Here is a 17,056-nt window from a genome sequence, read left to right as displayed (position 1 = left end):
TGTATTACAGCCAGACTGTGCAATAGTCAGGGGGAATCTATCGTGAAGCCCAGCATCAAGTTCAATCCCGATCTGTGTTCCACAAGCGCCAGCACGCTGGATAGGGTACAGCGCAACCTCATCATGGCATTCGTGCCCTACCTGGGATCGCCACTCTCGGGGCCCGATGTGGAAGAGAACGCGAGGAAGCTGGTGGCGAGGGCTCTAATGGCACTCAGTGAACCACTCGGTGACTGGGACCTCGCCTGGGGGCCGGGAGTATTCCAGGCTGTTCCCGAAGCCGTGCCCGCCAACACCATGTTCGTCGCCGAGCACGGTAGCGGCGACGAGCTTTTCGTCAGTATCGCCGGGACCAATCCGTTCTCGGCCTACGCCTGGCTGGCCGAGGATTTCGACGTGGACGAGACCCGCCCCTGGACCTACGCGGGCGGTAAACCGGCGGGCGCCATCTCCCGGGGCACGCTTACCGGCCTGCGCGCCTTGCAGGGCATGGTACCTCCGGGCAGCAATGAATCACTGGGCGGATTCCTCGAAGGGTACCTCAAGAGACGCCGCAAGAAACTCAAACTCACTGTGGCGGGGCACAGCCTCGGAGGCGCCCTGTCACCCGCTCTCGCACTCTGGCTGTTGGATACCCAGAGCGACTGGGACCCCCGTGGACTGACCGAAATCGACGTCTACGCCTATGCCGGCCCCTCCCCGGGTGACGCCGCCTTTGCGGGATACATGAACCAGCGTTTCGGCCCGCACCTGCACCGGATCTTCAATCCGATGGATGTGGTGACCCACGCCTGGGATGTGCCGGGACTGACCGAGTTGAAGGCGCTCTACACGCCGGAAATTGGCAGGGACGCACTCTGGGATCGCGCCGTAGACGCGCTGATTACCGCCAGCAATGGCATCAACTACCAGCACATCGACAGCAGCCCCATCGTGCTACCGGGCGCGCTGAAGGAGGATCTGGTCTTCCGCCTGCTACCGGACACGGTGAATCTGATCGCCCAGGTGCTGTACCAGCACACCCTGGCCTACTTTGAGTTGTTGGGCCTGTCTTTCCCGGAGCAGCAATCCGCCATCGGGCGCCACGTCAGCCAGCAGACGGGAGTGATCGCACACGAGATCCTCAAACGATCGGGAGTGTGGTGGCCGCTGTCCCGCGTGATCTCGGGCTACCTGCACGTGGTGACCGAGGCGTATTCGCGTCTGCCACTGGCGCCGTCTCCGGTTCCCAGGGTCAGCGCAGGCGCGTAATTTCGCGCTTTTGACGTCCTGTCGAAAGTCTACCTCGCCACGGGCGGCCTGAATGCTGCATCCGCACGGCTGTGGGCCTGCATTCCGCTGGAGCCCCGGCAATGACCAACAGGCCTGCCGGCATTCCACTTTATGACAGAATTGTGTACTTGATGCCTGGCTCTCACTAGCAAGCTCGACTACATTTTCCTGACGGTCGGCTCGGGAGCAACGCCAATGTCGGTTCCACCCACTGCACTGCCAACCTCGCTGAACGAGCGCATAGACGCGCTCGACTCCGCACGGGGACTCGCCCTGCTGGGCATCCTGATCATGAACTCCACCGGTATGGCCCTGGTCGGGGGCGCCTATCTCAACATCACCGCTGGCGGAGGTGACAGTACCGCGGACCTGCTGTCCTGGCTGATGATGGGGACGTTTTTTGAAGGCTCCATGCGTGCCCTGTTCTCCATTCTCTTTGGCGCCGGCATGCTGCTGTTTATCGACCGTCTGGAAGCCAAAAACACCACACTGAACCCACTCGACATCCATGCGCGCCGCATGCTGTTGCTCATAGGCTTTGGCCTGATCAACATGCTGGTGATCGTGTATCCCTACGATATCCTGCTGTTTTACGGAATTTGCGGCTTACTGCTATTCGCCTTCCGCAATCTCTCACCCCGAGGGCTCGCCGTGCTGTTTGCCGCCCTGTTCGCCGTACAACTGCTCAACACTCACACCTGGGTGAGCAGCACCGAAGAGCAATATGCAAAGTACCAGAGCGCCAAGGCCGAGCTGGCCAGCGGGACCACCCTGGATGATGAACAGCAATCTGACATCAAGAGCTGGGAAAAGCGCCACGTGCGCTGGCAACCGGATGAGGCCAAACGGACTGAAGAAAGAGAGCTTTATACTGAGGGTACCGCGTTAGAATTGTGGCAGAAGCTCGCCAAGGACTACCTGGGGTTCTTTGCCTCTCGCAGCTTCTGGCGCTTTCTCACCGATTGCCTGATGGCCGTCGCCCTGGGCATGCTGATGTACCGCGCAGGGCTGATGGTAGCGCCATCCCGCGGGACCAGTTGGAGCCTGCTGCTGGCGGGCTACGGTGTGGGATTGGGCGTGGGCGCCTATCGTACCTGGTCACTGTGGTCCGGGGGCTTCAACTATTTTTCTGTAGTGGAGTTCACCTACCTCTACGACATCCGGCGGCTCGCCATCGGCATCGGCCATCTGGCACTTGTCCAGTTACTGTTTTCCTACAATATTCTCGGTGCCTTACGGCGAGTGCTCGGCGCCATCGGCCGCATGGCCTTTACCAATTACCTCATGCAGTCGGTGTTCCAGGTACTGGTGTGGTATGGCTTCGGCCTCGGCCTGCACCAGCAGGTGGACCGGGCGGAGATCTGGCTGGTGATTCTCCCTATCTGGGCCTTCCAGGCAATCTTCTCGGTGTGGTGGCTCCGACGCTACAGCATGGGGCCACTGGAATGGCTGTGGCGCGCGCTGACCTACGGTACCCGCCCTTCCCTGCGCCTTGGGCAGAAAACCGGGGGGGCACTCGAATCAGCATGAAAACCAACGATCGACCCGCCACCACTGGCTGAAGCAAGTAGCTCACCCGTCACTGAGCAACCGCAATCACACCAGCAGGCTCTTGATCATCCGTTTCAGCGTCAGTGATTTCACGGGTTTACGGATAAACGCAAATCCGTGGTCTATACAGTCCTGACGAATTTCTTCCGAGCTGTCAGCGGAACAAACAATGACGGCCGGCGGTTGACGCATACCGGCAGCAAGCTCAGCGGCAACCGAGACCCCTGTTTCACCCTGGTCGAGATGGTAATCAACGATTATCACGCGCGGGGCAAAGAGAAAATTCTCTGGCCGGTCGGCGGACGAACGCCACGATTCCACCTCGCAACCCCAATCACGCAACTGCGATGACAATGCCTCGAGATTCAGGAGATTATCTTCGATCACGAGTACGGGGAGATTGACCAGATCCCCCTTCGGCTGGCGATCCAGAGCCCTGTTCGCAGCAGAGGTATCCACGGACTTCGGAATTCGCTGCAATGGCAGGGAGAAACAGGAACCCTTGCCGAGCTGCGAGTCGAGACAGATACGTGTCCTGAGTACGGTTGCCATACGCTCGCATATGGCCAGACCAAGCCCCAGCCCCGCGTGCTCAGCGTCGTCCGCCAGGCGCTCGAACTCGTCGAAAATCAGTTCCTGCTTGTCGGGTGGTATACCAGGACCATTGTCAACTACCTGAATTTCCAGCCCTTCGCCACGATAACGTACACCGAGCAGTACCCGCGGCTCGCCCTGTGAGCTGGCATATTGGATGGCGTTACTCAGGAAATTCTGGATGATGCGCCTGAGCAGCTTGCGATCGGAACGTACCCAAACGCTGGTAGGCACATATTTGAACTGCACCTGTTTCTGCAGTGCGATCAAATTGAATTCCTCAGCGAGGGGCGTCAGAACCTCAGAGAGAGCAAAGTCTTCGAGCTGTGCCGAGGTACTCTGGCCTTCGAGTCGGGATATTTCCAGCAGGTCCGAAAGGAGCGATTCCACATATTCCAGGGACGTTCGAATCTGGGTTGTCAGCTTTGCCTGCTCACTGCCCTCCAATTGCTGATGCAACATATCGGTGAAGAGGGACAATGCGTTAAACGGTTGCATGAGATCGTGGCTGGCAGCTGCCAGGAATCGCGACTTGCTGCTGCTTGCGGCCTCTGCCAGCTGCTTGGCTTTAAACAGGTCCTCGGTGCGTTCCGCCACTCGCTGTTCGAGCGACTCGTTGGCTTGTTTCAGCGCCTGCTCGGCTCTCACGTGGCTGGTGATGTCAGTAAACGTGCTCACAAAACCACCACCGGGCATTACCTGGCCACGAATTTCGATGACCTGACCCGAGGGCAAGGTGCGACGAAAATGGTGGTCCCTCCCCTGGCGCATGTGTTCGAGGCGTTTTGCTATTTGTTGCTGGGTATCTTCACCCGAAATCAGGTTGCGCTCAGCGTTGTAGCGCAAGAGTTGTTCGATCGGCATACCTGCTCGAAGAAAATCTTCCGGGTAATCCAGCAAAGTCTGGTAGCGACGGTTCCAGGCAACAAGGCGCATGTCTGAATCCACCACGGATATGCCCTGTTCGATGTTCTCTACCGCCGCATTCAATAACTCACGATTGAACTCCAGCAGCTGGGATGCCTCATTAACGAACTCTTCTACCTGATCGAGCGCAATTTTGTCTCTCCGCCCGCGTGAACTCGCGCTCATAAGCAGACGGGTGGTGGCACTTCCCAGCACTCCTGCCAGCGTCTGCTCCACCCTGTTGAGCCACTTCTCAGTGGCATACTGTTTGGGATTGATATCGCCTGGAATCGCATCCTGGTAGCGCCGGGCGGTCACGTCATCGGTAAAGCGGAGCAGAAGGGAATGCAAATCCTCATAGCTCAACTGGTAATCGTATGAAGTGGAGGTTTCATTAACAAAAAGATCAGCTTGTGACAGTTCTGCCCTGGTTTGGGAAGAGCGGAGGGAAAACAGAATCAAAAGTGCAGTGTTTGAAAGCAGGCTGACAACAATACCGTGGGTAATGATGTCATGGTCAAAAAAGGGAATCAGGCCACCGGGTTTTAGCCAGTCGATGCCGAAAGGTCCGCTGGCAACGAAAGCGCTGTGCGGCAAGAGCACCGGTAACAGCAGGCAATAGATCCACAGAATACTGCCGGCTAACAGCCCCCATACGGCGCCAGTGGCATTGGCTCGCCGCCAGTAAAGGCCGGCAATGACCGCGGGGGCCGTCTGTGAAAGCAAAACGAACGCGAGGAGCCCGATGTTCGCGAGGTGTTCTTCCTGGGTAACAAACTGCTCGAACAGCAGCGCCAATCCCAACACGATGACAATCGTGAAACGGCGCTGAAGCAGTAACCAGCCGGCGAAGTTACCTCGCGTCTCACTCGTCGAGATACGGGCCCTTACCGCCAACGGTGTCAGCAGGTCGGTCACTACCATCTTGCCAAGCACGATAGCGGCGACGATGACCATTGACAGGGCGGCGGCAATCCCGCCGATAAACACCGCGATACTGATGCCCGCCTGGTGATGGAAAAGGGGCAGCGTCAAGGCGAAGGTGTCTGCATTGATACTTTCACCCGGGAACGTAACCTGGCCGGCAATGGCAATGGGCAATACAAATACGTTGATAGCAATGAGATACAGCGGATAGAGCCAGCGGGCCGTGCGCAGCGCCTGCTTCTGGTGGTTCTCAACCACCAGCATATGAAAAAGAGCAGGCAGGGTAATGACAGTCAATGCTCCCAGCAGGGCCTGCGCGGCTGAGAAGTAGAGGCTGGTTTGCGCTGTCGATGCGGGCACGACATTGCGGCCAATGAGATCACCAAAGCCATCAAACAGAAAGAAGGTCACATACACACCCAGCGCAGTGAGGGCCATCAGTTTGAGAACCGAATTGAACGCAATGGCGAACACCAGCCCGGAGTTATGACGGTGGACGTTTTCCTGCCGGGCGCCGAACAGAATACTGAATACGATCATCAGCAGGGTAACAATGGCGGTCGTTCTGAACCCGGTGCGCAGTGTTCCCGTCACCAGGTCGAAACTCTGGCTCACAGCGCGTAATTGCAGCGCGATGTAGGGAATCATGCCGAGCAGCGTGATCAGAGTAACGATACCGGCTATTTGCGGACGGGATTCGTAGCGGGTCGCGAGGAAGTCCGCCAGCGAGCTGAGGTTGAGGCGCTTGCTGACCTGCAACAGCTTCATCAGGACCGGCCCGAACACCACCATAATGGCGACGGTGCCGACGTAAATGGGCGATAACCAGTATCCCGTGGTTGCGGCCTGCCCGATGACGCCGTAGAAAGCCCAACTGGTGCAGCTGACGCCCAGGGAGAGGCTGTACACCCACGGATTACTTACCCAGCGCTGGAATCGTGTGTGCTGGGCCCAATAAGCCAACAGGAACAATATCGACAGGTAACCAAAAACGATGGTTGCGATAATCCAGGTATCGATGGAAAGCCACGACAAAGGCTCTATTCCTCGTTATTTCACTCGCATAAACAGGCTACCCTGACCAGGTGAACTAAGGTAGTAGTTCTTTTTCGCACCGCCTCGGTTAGGCTGACAACAAGCAACAATAAGCCTGGACAGCCATGAGCATCACCAACAAATACCTGGTAGAGGGTATTATTTTCCTCAGCTATGTGCTTTTCGCAATGGCCTGGGTGGGCGGCACAGCGAGCATGGACCAAATTATGCAGTCCATGCAACTCGAGGGGCTGGCTTCGGCCAGCTTTCTGAGCGGCGCAGTGACCATTGCCAAAATTGTCGGCACCTTCATTGCCGCCTGGATTGCCGTCAAGCTGGGCATGAAGAACGCATTCCTGGTGTCGGCGATCCTCGTGGGGCTGGGTATTTTCACACCGCTGGCCCAGAGCTACGACCTCCTCCTGGCCAGTCGCTTCCTGATGGGCCTGGGCGGCGCACTGATGGTGGTGTACTTCAACCCGATCGTCTTGAGATTCTTCTCTGTGGAGGAGCGCCCGGCGGTCAATGGCCTCAATGCGGTGGCCTTCAATATTGGCACTGCAATGATTCTCTGGGGGATGCCGGGAATCAACCGGGTCACGGGCGGCTGGCAACAAAGCCTGGTATGGTTTTCCGTGGTCAGCCTGCTGTTCGCCGTCCTCTGGTTGCTCGTGCGTTGGCAGAAGGAGGAATCGCACTCTGTGGGTGATGCGTCAGAACAGGATGCCCACTACAGTTACACTCAAGGCCTGAAAGATTCCTTTGTCTGGACTTATGCCCTGACCTACGCGGGTATGCTGTCATTCTACGTATGCTTGTTCACCTTCTATCCCAAGGCAGGTATCGCGGCAAGCAAGTGGGTGATCGGTTTTGGCATTATCGGCACTCTGGCTGGCATCATTTACAGCCGCAAAGTACTGGCCCGCGTACCGGTAATCCGTTGGACGGGACTGGTGCAGATCGTCTGCGTTGTCATACTCAGCTTCAGCTCGAACGAATTGCTGAGCATTGCCAGCGCCATGGTGCTCGGCTTTGCGGTCTTCATGCCAGTCACCGCACTGGTGTCGATTCCCCACGAACTCCCTGGCATGACCGGGCAAAGAATCACCGTTGTGTTTTCACTTTTCTGGTCCATCAGCTACCTGGTCGCAACGATCGCACTCTGGGGTTTTGGCATCCTGGTGGACGCCAACGGCGGTGAGTTCACGGCCGCCTTTGTCATGGTCAGTATCCTGAGTTCATCGTTTTTCATCGGAAGCTTCTTTCTCCCCGAGGGAAGGACCTCTCACCAGTAGGTGTCAACCATGCGTGGAATCCTGTCGCCAAAACTCGACGACTTTATCGACAATATCAACACCCAGATTGAACAGGCCGCCAAAGAGGGCATCAAGCCAACACCGGCCCTCGCCCGCAGCCGGCTCGAAGCGCTGGCGGCCTTTATCACGCGGGAAGAACCTGTCTCCTACTGGTCAGAACAATCGATTCAGCTCGAAGACCACGCCGTTCCGGTGCTGGTCTACAGCCCGGATCCCGCAGTCGCCCTGCCGGTAATGGTATTCTTTCACGGTGGCGGCCATATGTGCGGCAGCGCAAAACTGTACGACCCGATTTGCCGCCGGATTGCCAACACGGCACAAGTGGTCGTGGTCTCAGTCGATTATCGACTGGCCCCCGAGTATCCCTACCCCAACGCACTCGAAGAGGGTGAGCAAGTCCTGCTGCGCTATCGCGAGGTACTGCAGGACGTGGCCCATACTGAGACGCTGTTGGTCTGCGGGGACAGCGCAGGCGGCGCCATGTGTACTTCGCTTGTCGCGCGAATGGTGGGCAATCCCGACTTGCACATCGCGCAGCAGATTCTGGTGTATCCAAGCGTGGATTACACCATGAACATGCCATCGATCGAGGAGAATGGAAAAGGGTTCTTTCTTGAGAAACCGAGAATTCAGTGGTACTTCGACAACTACCTGCCTGCAGATTGTGACCGGGCTTCAGTCTCTCCCCTCCACATGCCCCTACCGGACAACCTGCCCCGTACCCTGGTGATCGTCGCTGGCTGCGATCCGCTACGAGACGAAGGCCTGGCCTATGCTGAGCGCCTGTCGGCGCTGAATGCTGACGTCGAAATACAGAACTTTGAGGGAATGGTTCATGCTTTTATGAACCTCGAGGACCTGGTTCCCGACGAGTGCCAGCAACTGTATCGCTGCATGGGCGACTTTATCCACTCGGCCCGTTAGCACTTTCCCTGCGTCATTCCAGCTTACTGCGAGGTCCAACCGCCATCGACTGCCAGAGTGGCACCGGTGGTTGTGCCTGCGGCTTCAGTGCAGAGAAAGGCAACCCATTCCCCGATCTGCTCCGTGGATGTCATGTTGGGCAGCGGCTGCTTGGCGGTCACCAGGTCGTGTTGCGCTTGCTCGAAACTCGTGCCCTCCCTCTCCACGATGTCCTCGATCTGGCGCTTGATCAGCTCAGTACTCACCCACCCCGGACAAATCGCGTTCGCCGTAATGCCATTGGCTGCATTCTCCAGGGCAACCACCTTGGTCAGGCCGACTATGCCGTGTTTTGCCGCGACATAGGCCGATTTGTGAAGGGAGCCAACCAGGCCATGCACCGAGGCGATATTGACGATACGCCCCCAGCGCTGACGCTGCATATGAGGTATCGCGTGATGAATAGTGTGAAAAGCCGCCGACAAATTGATCGCAATAATCCTGTCCCACTGTGTCGTGGTGAACTCCTCGACAGGCGCAGTATGCTGGATACCCGCATTATTGACGAGAATATCAACAGCGCCGAGCTGTTCCACCGTACCGGACAGCATACCGGCAATGGCCTCGGGGTCGCTCAGGTCAGCTGCCGAGTAGGCCACCCTGACGCCGAACTCCTCTTGCATGGCGGCTACGAGCGCCTGCCCTTGCTGGTCGGGGGTCTGCCCTGCCTGGGCTGGAAAAAACCCATTGAGCATGATGTGACAGCCGCGCGCAGCCAGTGTGCGGGCGATGGCGAGGCCAATTCCGCTGGTTGATCCTGTAACCAGTGCTACTTTACCTTTCATATCAAATTATCTTCTGGAGGCCAGTTTTGCAGCAGCATAGCAAAAGCCCCGATGGGCCGAACTGCTACCATCGTACAGGGGGTACTAAAGGCCCATAGACTGCACCCCGGTAACGTACATAATGCGGGCATGAGAAGACATTCAACTATAAATAGATTCTTGCTCGCCATCGCTACCCCCCTGCTGAGCTTGCTCAGCACTGGGCTATACGCGTCGCAATGGCAGGAGCTAAGCCAGTTCGGAGCCAATCCCGGCGAACTGGACGCCTGGTTCAGCGGCAACAAAGCATCGGAAAAGCTGCTCGTCGTCTTGCATGGCTGCAAACAGGATGGGCGCCAGTTCTCTGAGGCGAGTGGATTACTCGCCCAGGCAGAGGCAGCGGACATGCTGGTACTGGTCCCTCAGCAGCGGGCACTGAACAATCTCGATGGTTGCTTCTCCTGGTTCAACCCGGCTGATCAGAAGGGAGGAGAAGCCGCCTCCATTATCGCGATGATCAATGGGCTCAATCCTTCAGGGAGCCGCAAAACCGTATTTCTGGTGGGCTTGTCTGCGGGAGGGGCCATGGCCAGCAACCTGGCCGACAACTATCCGCAATATTTCAAGGCGGTAGCCGTAGTGGCGGGAGTTCCCCATGGTTGCGCCAATTCCCTGGTATCGGCAATTTCCTGCATGAAATCAGGACCGGGTGAGAAATGGCCCGATAGCCAGCAGACCCCGTCGGCCTCATGGCCCGACCTGGTAGTGGTTACGGGTAGCGACGATGACATCGTCAATCCCAGGAACAGCAAAAGGTTGGTAGGTCAATGGCGGGAGCGGTTGGGGCTCGATAGTCTCGATGCCCTGGTCGATAACGGAGAATCCTATATCAGCCAATCCTGGCGCGGCGAGCAATCCCGGCTCGAGTACTGGGAATTGACGGGATTTCCTCACGCTTGGTCGGTGGGTGGCAATGCCCGACCCAGCGATCCTTATATCCAGCCCGGTCCCATGGATTTGAGTCGCCGCTTGATTGACCTTTGGACCGATTCATAACACACGCATTCCAACTCACGAAAATAACTCTGGGGTAATAGCCATGATAAATAAAACCTTCAAACTATCTGCACTGGCTGCTGCCATTGCCGGCGCTGGTGTCACGCCGACAGTGATGGCCCAGGGCGCGGGGGTACTGGAAAACGTGGTAGTCACCGCGCGCCGCACATCGGAAAATCTGCAGGAGGTGCCGGTGGCGGTGACCTCTCTGAGCTCCGAGCAGCTTACGGTTTCCGGGATCGAGGTACTGACAGAGGTTCAGCAGTTTTCGCCCAACACTACCCTGCAGACCAGCCGGGGCACCAACAGTACGCTGACCGCCTTTATTCGCGGCGTTGGCCAGCAAGATCCCCTGTGGGGATATGAGCCGGGCGTGGGCATCTATATCGACGATGTCTACCTTGCCCGCCCCCAGGGCGCGGTTATCGACCTGCTCGATGTCGAGCGCATCGAAGTACTGCGCGGGCCACAGGGCACCCTCTACGGCAAGAACACCATTGGTGGCGCCGTGAAGTACGTCACCAAACGCATGAGCGGTGAGGCGGAAGGTAGCGTAGACATTACCGCGGGCAGCTACAGCCAGCGTGATATCAAGGTCACCGGCAAGCTGCCGCTGATTGAAGATACCCTGTTTGTCGGTTTCGGCTACGCAGACCTCAACCGCGACGGCTTCGGCGAATTCGTCACGATTAACCCGTCACTGGGCAAGCAGGACAAAGAGAACTACAACAAGGATCTCACAGCGGGACAGGTGACCGTCGAGTTCACGCCGACCGACGACCTGTTCATCCGCTTTGCCTATGACAAGACGGAGGACGACTCCAACGCCAAGGGCGGCTACCGTCTGCTCCCGAGTATTCTGGTGGATGCCCCTGTCCCCAGCAGCGTCTACGACTCCTACACCAGTTTGCCTACCGAGAACTCCGTTGAACTGGAGGGCTATAGCCTCACGGTAGAGTGGGATGCCATGGACGACCTGACACTGCGGTACATTGGCGCCTCACGCGAGAGCTACTCCGACACCAACATCGACTTCGATAACACGCCGCTGGATGTATTCGACGTGCCGGCGTTCTACGACGACGAAAATACCAGCCACGAACTGCAACTCGACTACACTGGCGGCCGCTTCAGCCTCGTTGGCGGTTTGTATTACTACGACGGCGAGTCCTGTGGCCACTTCGACGCAGTGCTGGGCTTCCTCGGCCGCGCGGCCTTCGGCACGCCGGGACTTACCCGCGAGGTGACCGGCTGTAACAACAGTGAAAGCACTGCCGTCTACGCACAATCCAGCTTCGACATCACCGACAAACTGTCGATGACCGTTGGGGCACGCTATACGAAAGAGGAAAAAGAGGCGTACGTTCGCAATGGCCTGGCCTTCGAGAACGTCTATCCCTCTAGCGGCTGGATACCGGGTTACGTGCGCCCTGATGACCTGTTCTTCCCACAGGTACTGGGACAGGATAGCAACGGCGACGGCATTCTGGATTCCCCCTCCACGGAGGACTGGTCACGCTTTACTCCCCGAGTGGGCGTCGAATACCAGTTTGACGATACGACCATGTTCTACGCCAGTTACTCCCAGGGCTTCAAATCGGGCACATTCAACCCTCGAGCGACCGTAAACGAGAAAGCCGCTGACCCGGAAATTGTCGACTCCTATGAACTCGGCGTGAAGAAGGACTGGGGGTCCTCTTTGAGAACCAACCTGACCCTGTTCTCCATCGATCACCAGGATCGGCAGTATATTACGGTAACGCCCGATCCGGACGACGCCACCGTGTTGAACCAGAATCTCGGCAATATCAAGGGTTCAACCGTCGACGGTGTGGAAGCGGAAGTTTCCTGGGCCGTAAACGAGGCGTTGAGCCTTGATTTTGCGCTCGGCTGGCTTGATGGCGAAATCGAGGACGACCCGAGCATCGCGACGCCCCTGGTAGGCCTGTCTAATACGCCGGATTACACCGCTAACCTGGCCGCGACGTATCGGCTGCCTACGTCAGTAGGTGAATTCACCTTCACAGGAAACTACTACTACCGCGACGACTATATCCTGTTCGAAGATTCAGACCTGCTGCAGCAGGATGGTTACGGCACGGTCAACCTGGGCATCACCTGGGTTAGCGAAAACGATCACTGGACCGCAGGCATCTACGGCAAGAACCTCACGGATGAGGAGTACATGATTGGTGGCTACAACTTTGTCAGCGTTGGTGACGATGGTAACTATATCCCCGGTCTTGGCGGCGACCTGACACTGGTCAGCTACTATGGCGACCCCAGAACCGTACACTTCAACGTGGGTTACCGTTTTTAAAACACTGACCTTTTGCTAAGGTATGGGCGCACGTCATGTGCGCCTTTTTTTTGCGCGCAGACTCTGGTATCCATGGCTACGCCTGCATATTGTGAGAAACCGGTTCATGTCTGAAGCCACCCCAGTCGTTATTGCCGACGACCACCCTTTGTTCAGGGCCGCGTTGATCCAGGCGGTGCAACAATGTATGGAGAATGTCGCCATTCTTGAAGCAGACAGCATTGACTCCCTGCTGGCTCTGGTCGACAGCAACCCGAGCGTCGAACTGGTCTTTCTTGATTTGCACATGCCGGGAAACGACGGCTTTACCGGTTTGACACAATTGCGTAATCACTACCCGGACGTCACCATTATCATGGTTTCTTCCGAGAACTCGCCCATGATTATGCGCAGGGCGCTGCAGTTCGGCGCCTCGGCCTTTATACCGAAGTCTGCGGACCTGAGAGTCATCGGCGAAGCCATTAGCGCCGTGCTGGACGGAGATAGCTGGTTGCCAACGGATGTCGACTTGGTTCCGGAGGACGCCCAGGCCGACACACACCACCGCCTTGCCCAGCAGTTAGCTGAATTGACGCCTCAACAGTATGCGGTTCTGTCCCTGATTTCCGACGGAAAGCTTAATAAGCAGATTGCTCACGAACTGCATATCAAGGAAACCACAGTCAAAAAGCACGTGTCGGCAATCCTGGTCAAGCTGGGCGTCAACAATCGCACTCAGGCGGGAATGGCGTTCCAGCAACTCAAGCTCAACGCCCCGTAAACCTTACCTCGGCAGGGCAACTACCCCATCGCCTCTCCCCGCTCGAAGTCCCGCTCCAGGGCAGTTTCAAACCTGGCCAGCAAATCCTCCCGGGTGCGGGCCTTGGTTTTACAGTGCGCTTCGAGATTCAGGCCTGCGAGGGAATCAGCCAGTTCAGTCGCCCGGCTGAGCAGGTCTTCCGCTGCCACCACCTCATCCAGGTAACCGGCGGTCACTGCGCTTTCCGGGTCGTAGATACGGGCCAGGCCTACAGCGCTATCAAAATGTGTTGTTGTCAGCCGACCCCGTGCCAGTTCTATGCCGAACCAGGGCAGGGTCATGCCGATTGCAACCTCGTTGAGGCCAATCTTGAAGCCCCCCTGCGCGCCAATCCGATAGTCTGCCGACAGGCAGAGCAAGGCCCCCATCGCCAGGGCGTGTCCGCTGACCGTCAGCACAACCGGCAAGGGAAAAGTGAGCAGTCGCCGCGAGAGTTCAGCGCCTTCTCTCAGCAGCTTGATCGTACCCTCGTCCATATTGACCATTACCGAGAGGTCGAACCCGGCGGAGAATTTACCGGCCCGGCCTGCAAGAACCACGGCTTTGCCGGCCTGCTCGGCACGATCAAGTGCGGCGTTGAGGGCCTCGAACATGGCAAAGGAGAGTGCATTGGCCTTGCCGTCATCCATCACGATGAGGCTATGGGAATTGTTTTCGGTAAACTGAATCAGGTCTGACATGGTTTTCTCCGCTCAGCAGGATATCCGCTTTTTCACCTCGGGAAACGGCATGCCCGGGAACTGAAACACCCGCAACGACACGGGTATTCCCTCGCGCAAGCCGCAGCTGATACTACCACTTTAGCGCCAAAGGTCACTTGTTATTGCTCTGCACCTAACCGGTGATGCTATTCTTCACGCTGTCTGTGCTTACTCACGTAGGTATGTGGTGTCACGCCCGACCAGCGCTTGAATGCCCGGTAGAAACTGCGGAAGTCTGAGTATCCCAGCTTTTCTGCCACTTCGTTGGGGTGGTACTTCAGTGCCAGCATCGCTTTCGCCCTGACGAAAAGCGAGGTGTCACGTAGCTCCCTGAAAGTGGTATTGCTGTCCATCAAGTGACGCTTCAAGGTGGCGACACTGACATGGAGTCGTTCGGCGATGACCGTCTGCTCGTAGACCCCATCCTCCATGACTTTCAGTACCCTCTCCGGGATGCTGTCCGCACCGGGAGTACCGCCAACCCGTCCCTCGATCATGTCTATCACGGTCAACGCGACCTTCTTGGAGACATTGACACTGCGCACCGACTCGACCACCGGTAGCGCCATCACCTTTGCATCGAAGTGCATTTCATACCTGTTGGAACCGTGAACGAGTGGAACGTCGAGGCAGCTGAGAAAATTACGCTCGGGATCAAACCGGGGACGTGTGCACTTGAATTTCTTCAGGTACTGCAGTGCCGCACCATCGGAGAGATAGACCAGCATGGCGACCACGTAGATGATCGCGCATTCCATCGTCAGGTAATTGAAATTCGCATCGTCAAACTTGAACGGAAAATGGGCGTCTTCGATGATGAATATGATCTTGCTGCCATGTCGTTCGACGTAGTCGAACTCGCCCCCGTACAGCAGGTTGGTCGATTTGGATATGGCCTTCATGGCCTCGAACAGGTTGTCTACCCCAACGGCACTGGAGGTGATAAAGTCGTTGGCACCACGCAGAAACGGTCGCGACGACAGGTGATAGATTTCATCACCGGTGGTCTTGGACAACAGGCCCAGGGCCCGGTAGTAGTCGGAGAACCTGATCCGTTCGGGCAGAATTCCACGTTCACCAATACCCAGTTCGAAGAAAATATCCGCCAGTGACAAGCCGTCTTCAGCCAGCTTGGCCTGAAGTGGCTCCAGGTCGCTCAGCGGTAGCAGTATTTCTGGACGTTGCGCCGGGATTTCTGGTTTGGCCATGAACGCTGAAGAGAAGATGTCACCCACACGGACCCTAGTTTAACCCATCTCGGCATCCCATATCGCTACCGGGGAGTTTCAGTTCACCCGACGTTGCCTTTCCTTCCAGTAGGGCTCCCTGATAACCGTCTTGAGGACTTTGCCTGAGGCGTTGCGAGGCAGTGCGTCGGTAACATCAATGGACTTGGGTATTTTATAGCCAGCGAGGTAACTCCGGGCAAAGCGGGCGATCTCGGCCGCATCAACAGTGGCGCCCGCAATGGGGACGAGCACGGCTTTGGCGGCCTCACCCCATTTTTCATCGGGAACACCAATCACTGCGACTTCCGCGACCGTCGGATGTCGCAGTAAAACACGCTCGATCTCGGCAGGATAAATGTTCTCTCCGCCAGACACGATCATGTCCTTGATACGGTCGCTCAGGAACAGGTAACCGTCGGGATCAAGGTAGCCGGCATCTCCGGAATGATACCAGCCGTCAGTCAACGCTTGGCGCGTGGCGTCCGGGCGATTCCAGTAGCAGGTCATGATCGCCGGTGTTTTGATGCAGATCTCTCCCACGCAGTCCGGGGGAAGTTGATTCCCGGATTCGTCACAGATCTTGATCTGGACTCCCGGAAACGGGATGCCACAGGACTGCATTCGCGGGCTGCCGTTCACCCTATGGTCTTCCGGGGGCAGGTAGGTCACTGCGCCGGTGGTTTCCGTCATGCCGTATTGCTGGATGAAACGGCAGCCGAACAATCCGACGGATTGTTGAAGCAAATGCTCAGAGATGGGGGATGCGCCGTAAACAATATCCTCGATGCTTGTTACGTCGAGCTGATGTTGCTTAACATACTCTACGAGGCCCTGCAGTACCGTCGGAACCAGGAACATCTTGGTTATGCGGTGGCGCGCAATATCGATACCGATTCGCTCAGCCTGCGGCTCCGGGTGAATGATATTGGTACCGCCATGGTGAAAGGTAATGTAACCCCAACCGGATCCACCGATATGGAATACTGGCATGGCGACCAGGTTCACACTGTTAGGGCCCCAGTCCGCCCATGCCCCGGCCCCCTCCTCCGCTCGCCGCTGATGGAAAAAGCAGTCGTGGCGCAGCACGGCGCCTTTCGGCCGACCTGTGGTCCCACTGGTATACATCTGTACGAAGGGTGCGTCCGGGTTAACCATCAGCGCAGGATCCTTCGCAGGTGCCTGATCTCGCCAGTCCGGGTAGTAGGCATGGCCCTCCAGCCGGGCGTCCAGTACAACAATCTCGGCGAGTTGCGGGCATTCTGGAGCTAGGTCGAAACAGCGTTCTGCGAACTCTTTCTCGACGAACAACAAGACAGTCCCTGAATCCCTGAGGATATATGCCAGTTCCTCTGCAGCCAGCCGCCAGTTAATGGTCAGTATGACCCTGCCTGACTTGGCCGCTCCGAAGAACAGCTCGTAATAACTGTCCGTATTCCTGCCGAGATAAGCAATACGCGAGTCCGTAGCCAGCCCGGATTCGATGAGGTGGTTCGCAATCCGGTTTGAACGCTGGTCCAGCTCTTGATAGGTCGTGACATTACCATTGAAGATCATCGCCGGTTTGTCGGGTTCGGCTGCCGCATGAACGCGCACGACATCTCCAACGGAGTTTATCTGCATCGC

12 protein-coding genes are annotated in these 17,056 nt (G+C 57.2%); 7 read left to right on the top strand and 5 right to left on the bottom strand.

The features are described 5' to 3' along the window. Positions 1 to 42: 42 nt before the first annotated feature. Both FV139_RS05215 and FV139_RS05210 read left to right on the top strand, forming a co-directional pair. Positions 43 to 1,251: a lipase family protein gene (locus FV139_RS05215; RefSeq protein ID WP_148067211.1), complete on the top strand. Its 1,209-nt coding sequence runs from the start codon at positions 43 to 45 to the stop codon at positions 1,249 to 1,251. Between the two features lie 216 nt (positions 1,252 to 1,467). After that, positions 1,468 to 2,802, top strand: a complete 1,335-nt coding sequence (locus FV139_RS05210; protein ID WP_148067210.1) for a DUF418 domain-containing protein — start codon at positions 1,468 to 1,470, stop codon at positions 2,800 to 2,802. Between the two features lie 66 nt (positions 2,803 to 2,868). Here FV139_RS05210 and FV139_RS05205 read toward each other — a convergent pair whose 3' ends face one another. Continuing rightward, a complete protein-coding gene (locus tag FV139_RS05205) occupies positions 2,869 to 6,285 on the bottom strand; it encodes a hybrid sensor histidine kinase/response regulator (protein ID WP_213004027.1) in 3,417 nt (1,138 codons plus the stop codon). Between the two features lie 125 nt (positions 6,286 to 6,410). Here FV139_RS05205 and FV139_RS05200 point away from each other — a divergent pair, with 125 nt between their 5' ends. Beyond that, a complete protein-coding gene (locus FV139_RS05200; protein ID WP_148067208.1) occupies positions 6,411 to 7,580 on the top strand; it encodes an MFS transporter in 1,170 nt (389 codons plus the stop codon). A gap of 9 nt (positions 7,581 to 7,589) precedes the next feature. Beyond that, positions 7,590 to 8,525 (top strand): alpha/beta hydrolase, encoded by a 936-nt coding sequence (locus FV139_RS05195; protein ID WP_148067207.1) that lies wholly within the window; start codon positions 7,590 to 7,592, stop codon positions 8,523 to 8,525. 23 nt (positions 8,526 to 8,548) lie between these two features. On the opposite strand, the gene FV139_RS05190 is transcribed toward FV139_RS05195, so the two are convergent. Further along, positions 8,549 to 9,349, bottom strand: coding sequence for a 3-hydroxybutyrate dehydrogenase (locus tag FV139_RS05190; protein WP_148067206.1), 801 nt, complete (start codon positions 9,347 to 9,349; stop codon positions 8,549 to 8,551). 159 nt (positions 9,350 to 9,508) lie between these two features. Between FV139_RS05190 and FV139_RS05185 the strand changes: the two genes are divergently transcribed. From FV139_RS05185 to FV139_RS05175, 3 genes are all read left to right on the top strand, one after another. Further along, the gene (locus FV139_RS05185) at positions 9,509 to 10,384 is read left to right on the top strand and encodes an extracellular catalytic domain type 1 short-chain-length polyhydroxyalkanoate depolymerase (RefSeq protein WP_187276408.1); all 876 of its coding nucleotides are present in this window, start codon (positions 9,509 to 9,511) and stop codon (positions 10,382 to 10,384) included. A gap of 43 nt (positions 10,385 to 10,427) precedes the next feature. Next, positions 10,428 to 12,704 carry a TonB-dependent receptor gene (locus tag FV139_RS05180; protein ID WP_148067204.1) on the top strand — a complete coding sequence of 759 codons (2,277 nt, stop codon included), beginning with the start codon at positions 10,428 to 10,430 and terminating at the stop codon, positions 12,702 to 12,704. A 106-nt stretch (positions 12,705 to 12,810) separates the two neighbouring features. Continuing rightward, on the top strand, positions 12,811 to 13,464 hold the full coding sequence (locus FV139_RS05175) for a response regulator transcription factor (RefSeq protein ID WP_148067203.1): 654 nt from the start codon (positions 12,811 to 12,813) through the stop codon (positions 13,462 to 13,464). Between the two features lie 20 nt (positions 13,465 to 13,484). Here FV139_RS05175 and FV139_RS05170 read toward each other — a convergent pair whose 3' ends face one another. From FV139_RS05170 to FV139_RS05160, 3 genes are all read right to left on the bottom strand, one after another. Next, positions 13,485 to 14,183, bottom strand: a complete 699-nt coding sequence (locus tag FV139_RS05170; RefSeq protein ID WP_148067202.1) for a crotonase/enoyl-CoA hydratase family protein — start codon at positions 14,181 to 14,183, stop codon at positions 13,485 to 13,487. Between the two features lie 167 nt (positions 14,184 to 14,350). Beyond that, positions 14,351 to 15,412, bottom strand: a complete 1,062-nt coding sequence (locus FV139_RS05165; protein ID WP_148067201.1) for a helix-turn-helix domain-containing protein — start codon at positions 15,410 to 15,412, stop codon at positions 14,351 to 14,353. 78 nt (positions 15,413 to 15,490) lie between these two features. Beyond that, positions 15,491 to 17,053 carry a long-chain-fatty-acid--CoA ligase gene (locus FV139_RS05160; protein WP_148067200.1) on the bottom strand — a complete coding sequence of 521 codons (1,563 nt, stop codon included), beginning with the start codon at positions 17,051 to 17,053 and terminating at the stop codon, positions 15,491 to 15,493. Positions 17,054 to 17,056: the final 3 nt, after the last annotated feature.

The sequence above is a fragment of the Parahaliea maris genome (assembly GCF_008064665.1).
Classification (GTDB): domain Bacteria; phylum Pseudomonadota; class Gammaproteobacteria; order Pseudomonadales; family Halieaceae; genus Parahaliea; species Parahaliea maris.
Note: the sequence above shows the minus strand (reverse complement) of the source record. Positions and strands in the feature narration are given on the sequence as shown.

Coding starts and splice junctions, on each gene's coding strand:
- FV139_RS05210 (WP_148067210.1), top strand. CDS start 1,468: ATGTCGGTTCCACCCACTGCACTGCCAACCTCGCTGAACGAGCGCATA.
- FV139_RS05200 (WP_148067208.1), top strand. CDS start 6,411: ATGAGCATCACCAACAAATACCTGGTAGAGGGTATTATTTTCCTCAGC.
- FV139_RS05195 (WP_148067207.1), top strand. CDS start 7,590: ATGCGTGGAATCCTGTCGCCAAAACTCGACGACTTTATCGACAATATC.
- FV139_RS05190 (WP_148067206.1), bottom strand. CDS start 9,349: ATGAAAGGTAAAGTAGCACTGGTTACAGGATCAACCAGCGGAATTGGC.
- FV139_RS05180 (WP_148067204.1), top strand. CDS start 10,428: ATGATAAATAAAACCTTCAAACTATCTGCACTGGCTGCTGCCATTGCC.
- FV139_RS05175 (WP_148067203.1), top strand. CDS start 12,811: ATGTCTGAAGCCACCCCAGTCGTTATTGCCGACGACCACCCTTTGTTC.
- FV139_RS05170 (WP_148067202.1), bottom strand. CDS start 14,183: ATGTCAGACCTGATTCAGTTTACCGAAAACAATTCCCATAGCCTCATC.
- FV139_RS05165 (WP_148067201.1), bottom strand. CDS start 15,412: ATGGCCAAACCAGAAATCCCGGCGCAACGTCCAGAAATACTGCTACCG.
- FV139_RS05160 (WP_148067200.1), bottom strand. CDS start 17,053: ATGCAGATAAACTCCGTTGGAGATGTCGTGCGCGTTCATGCGGCAGCC.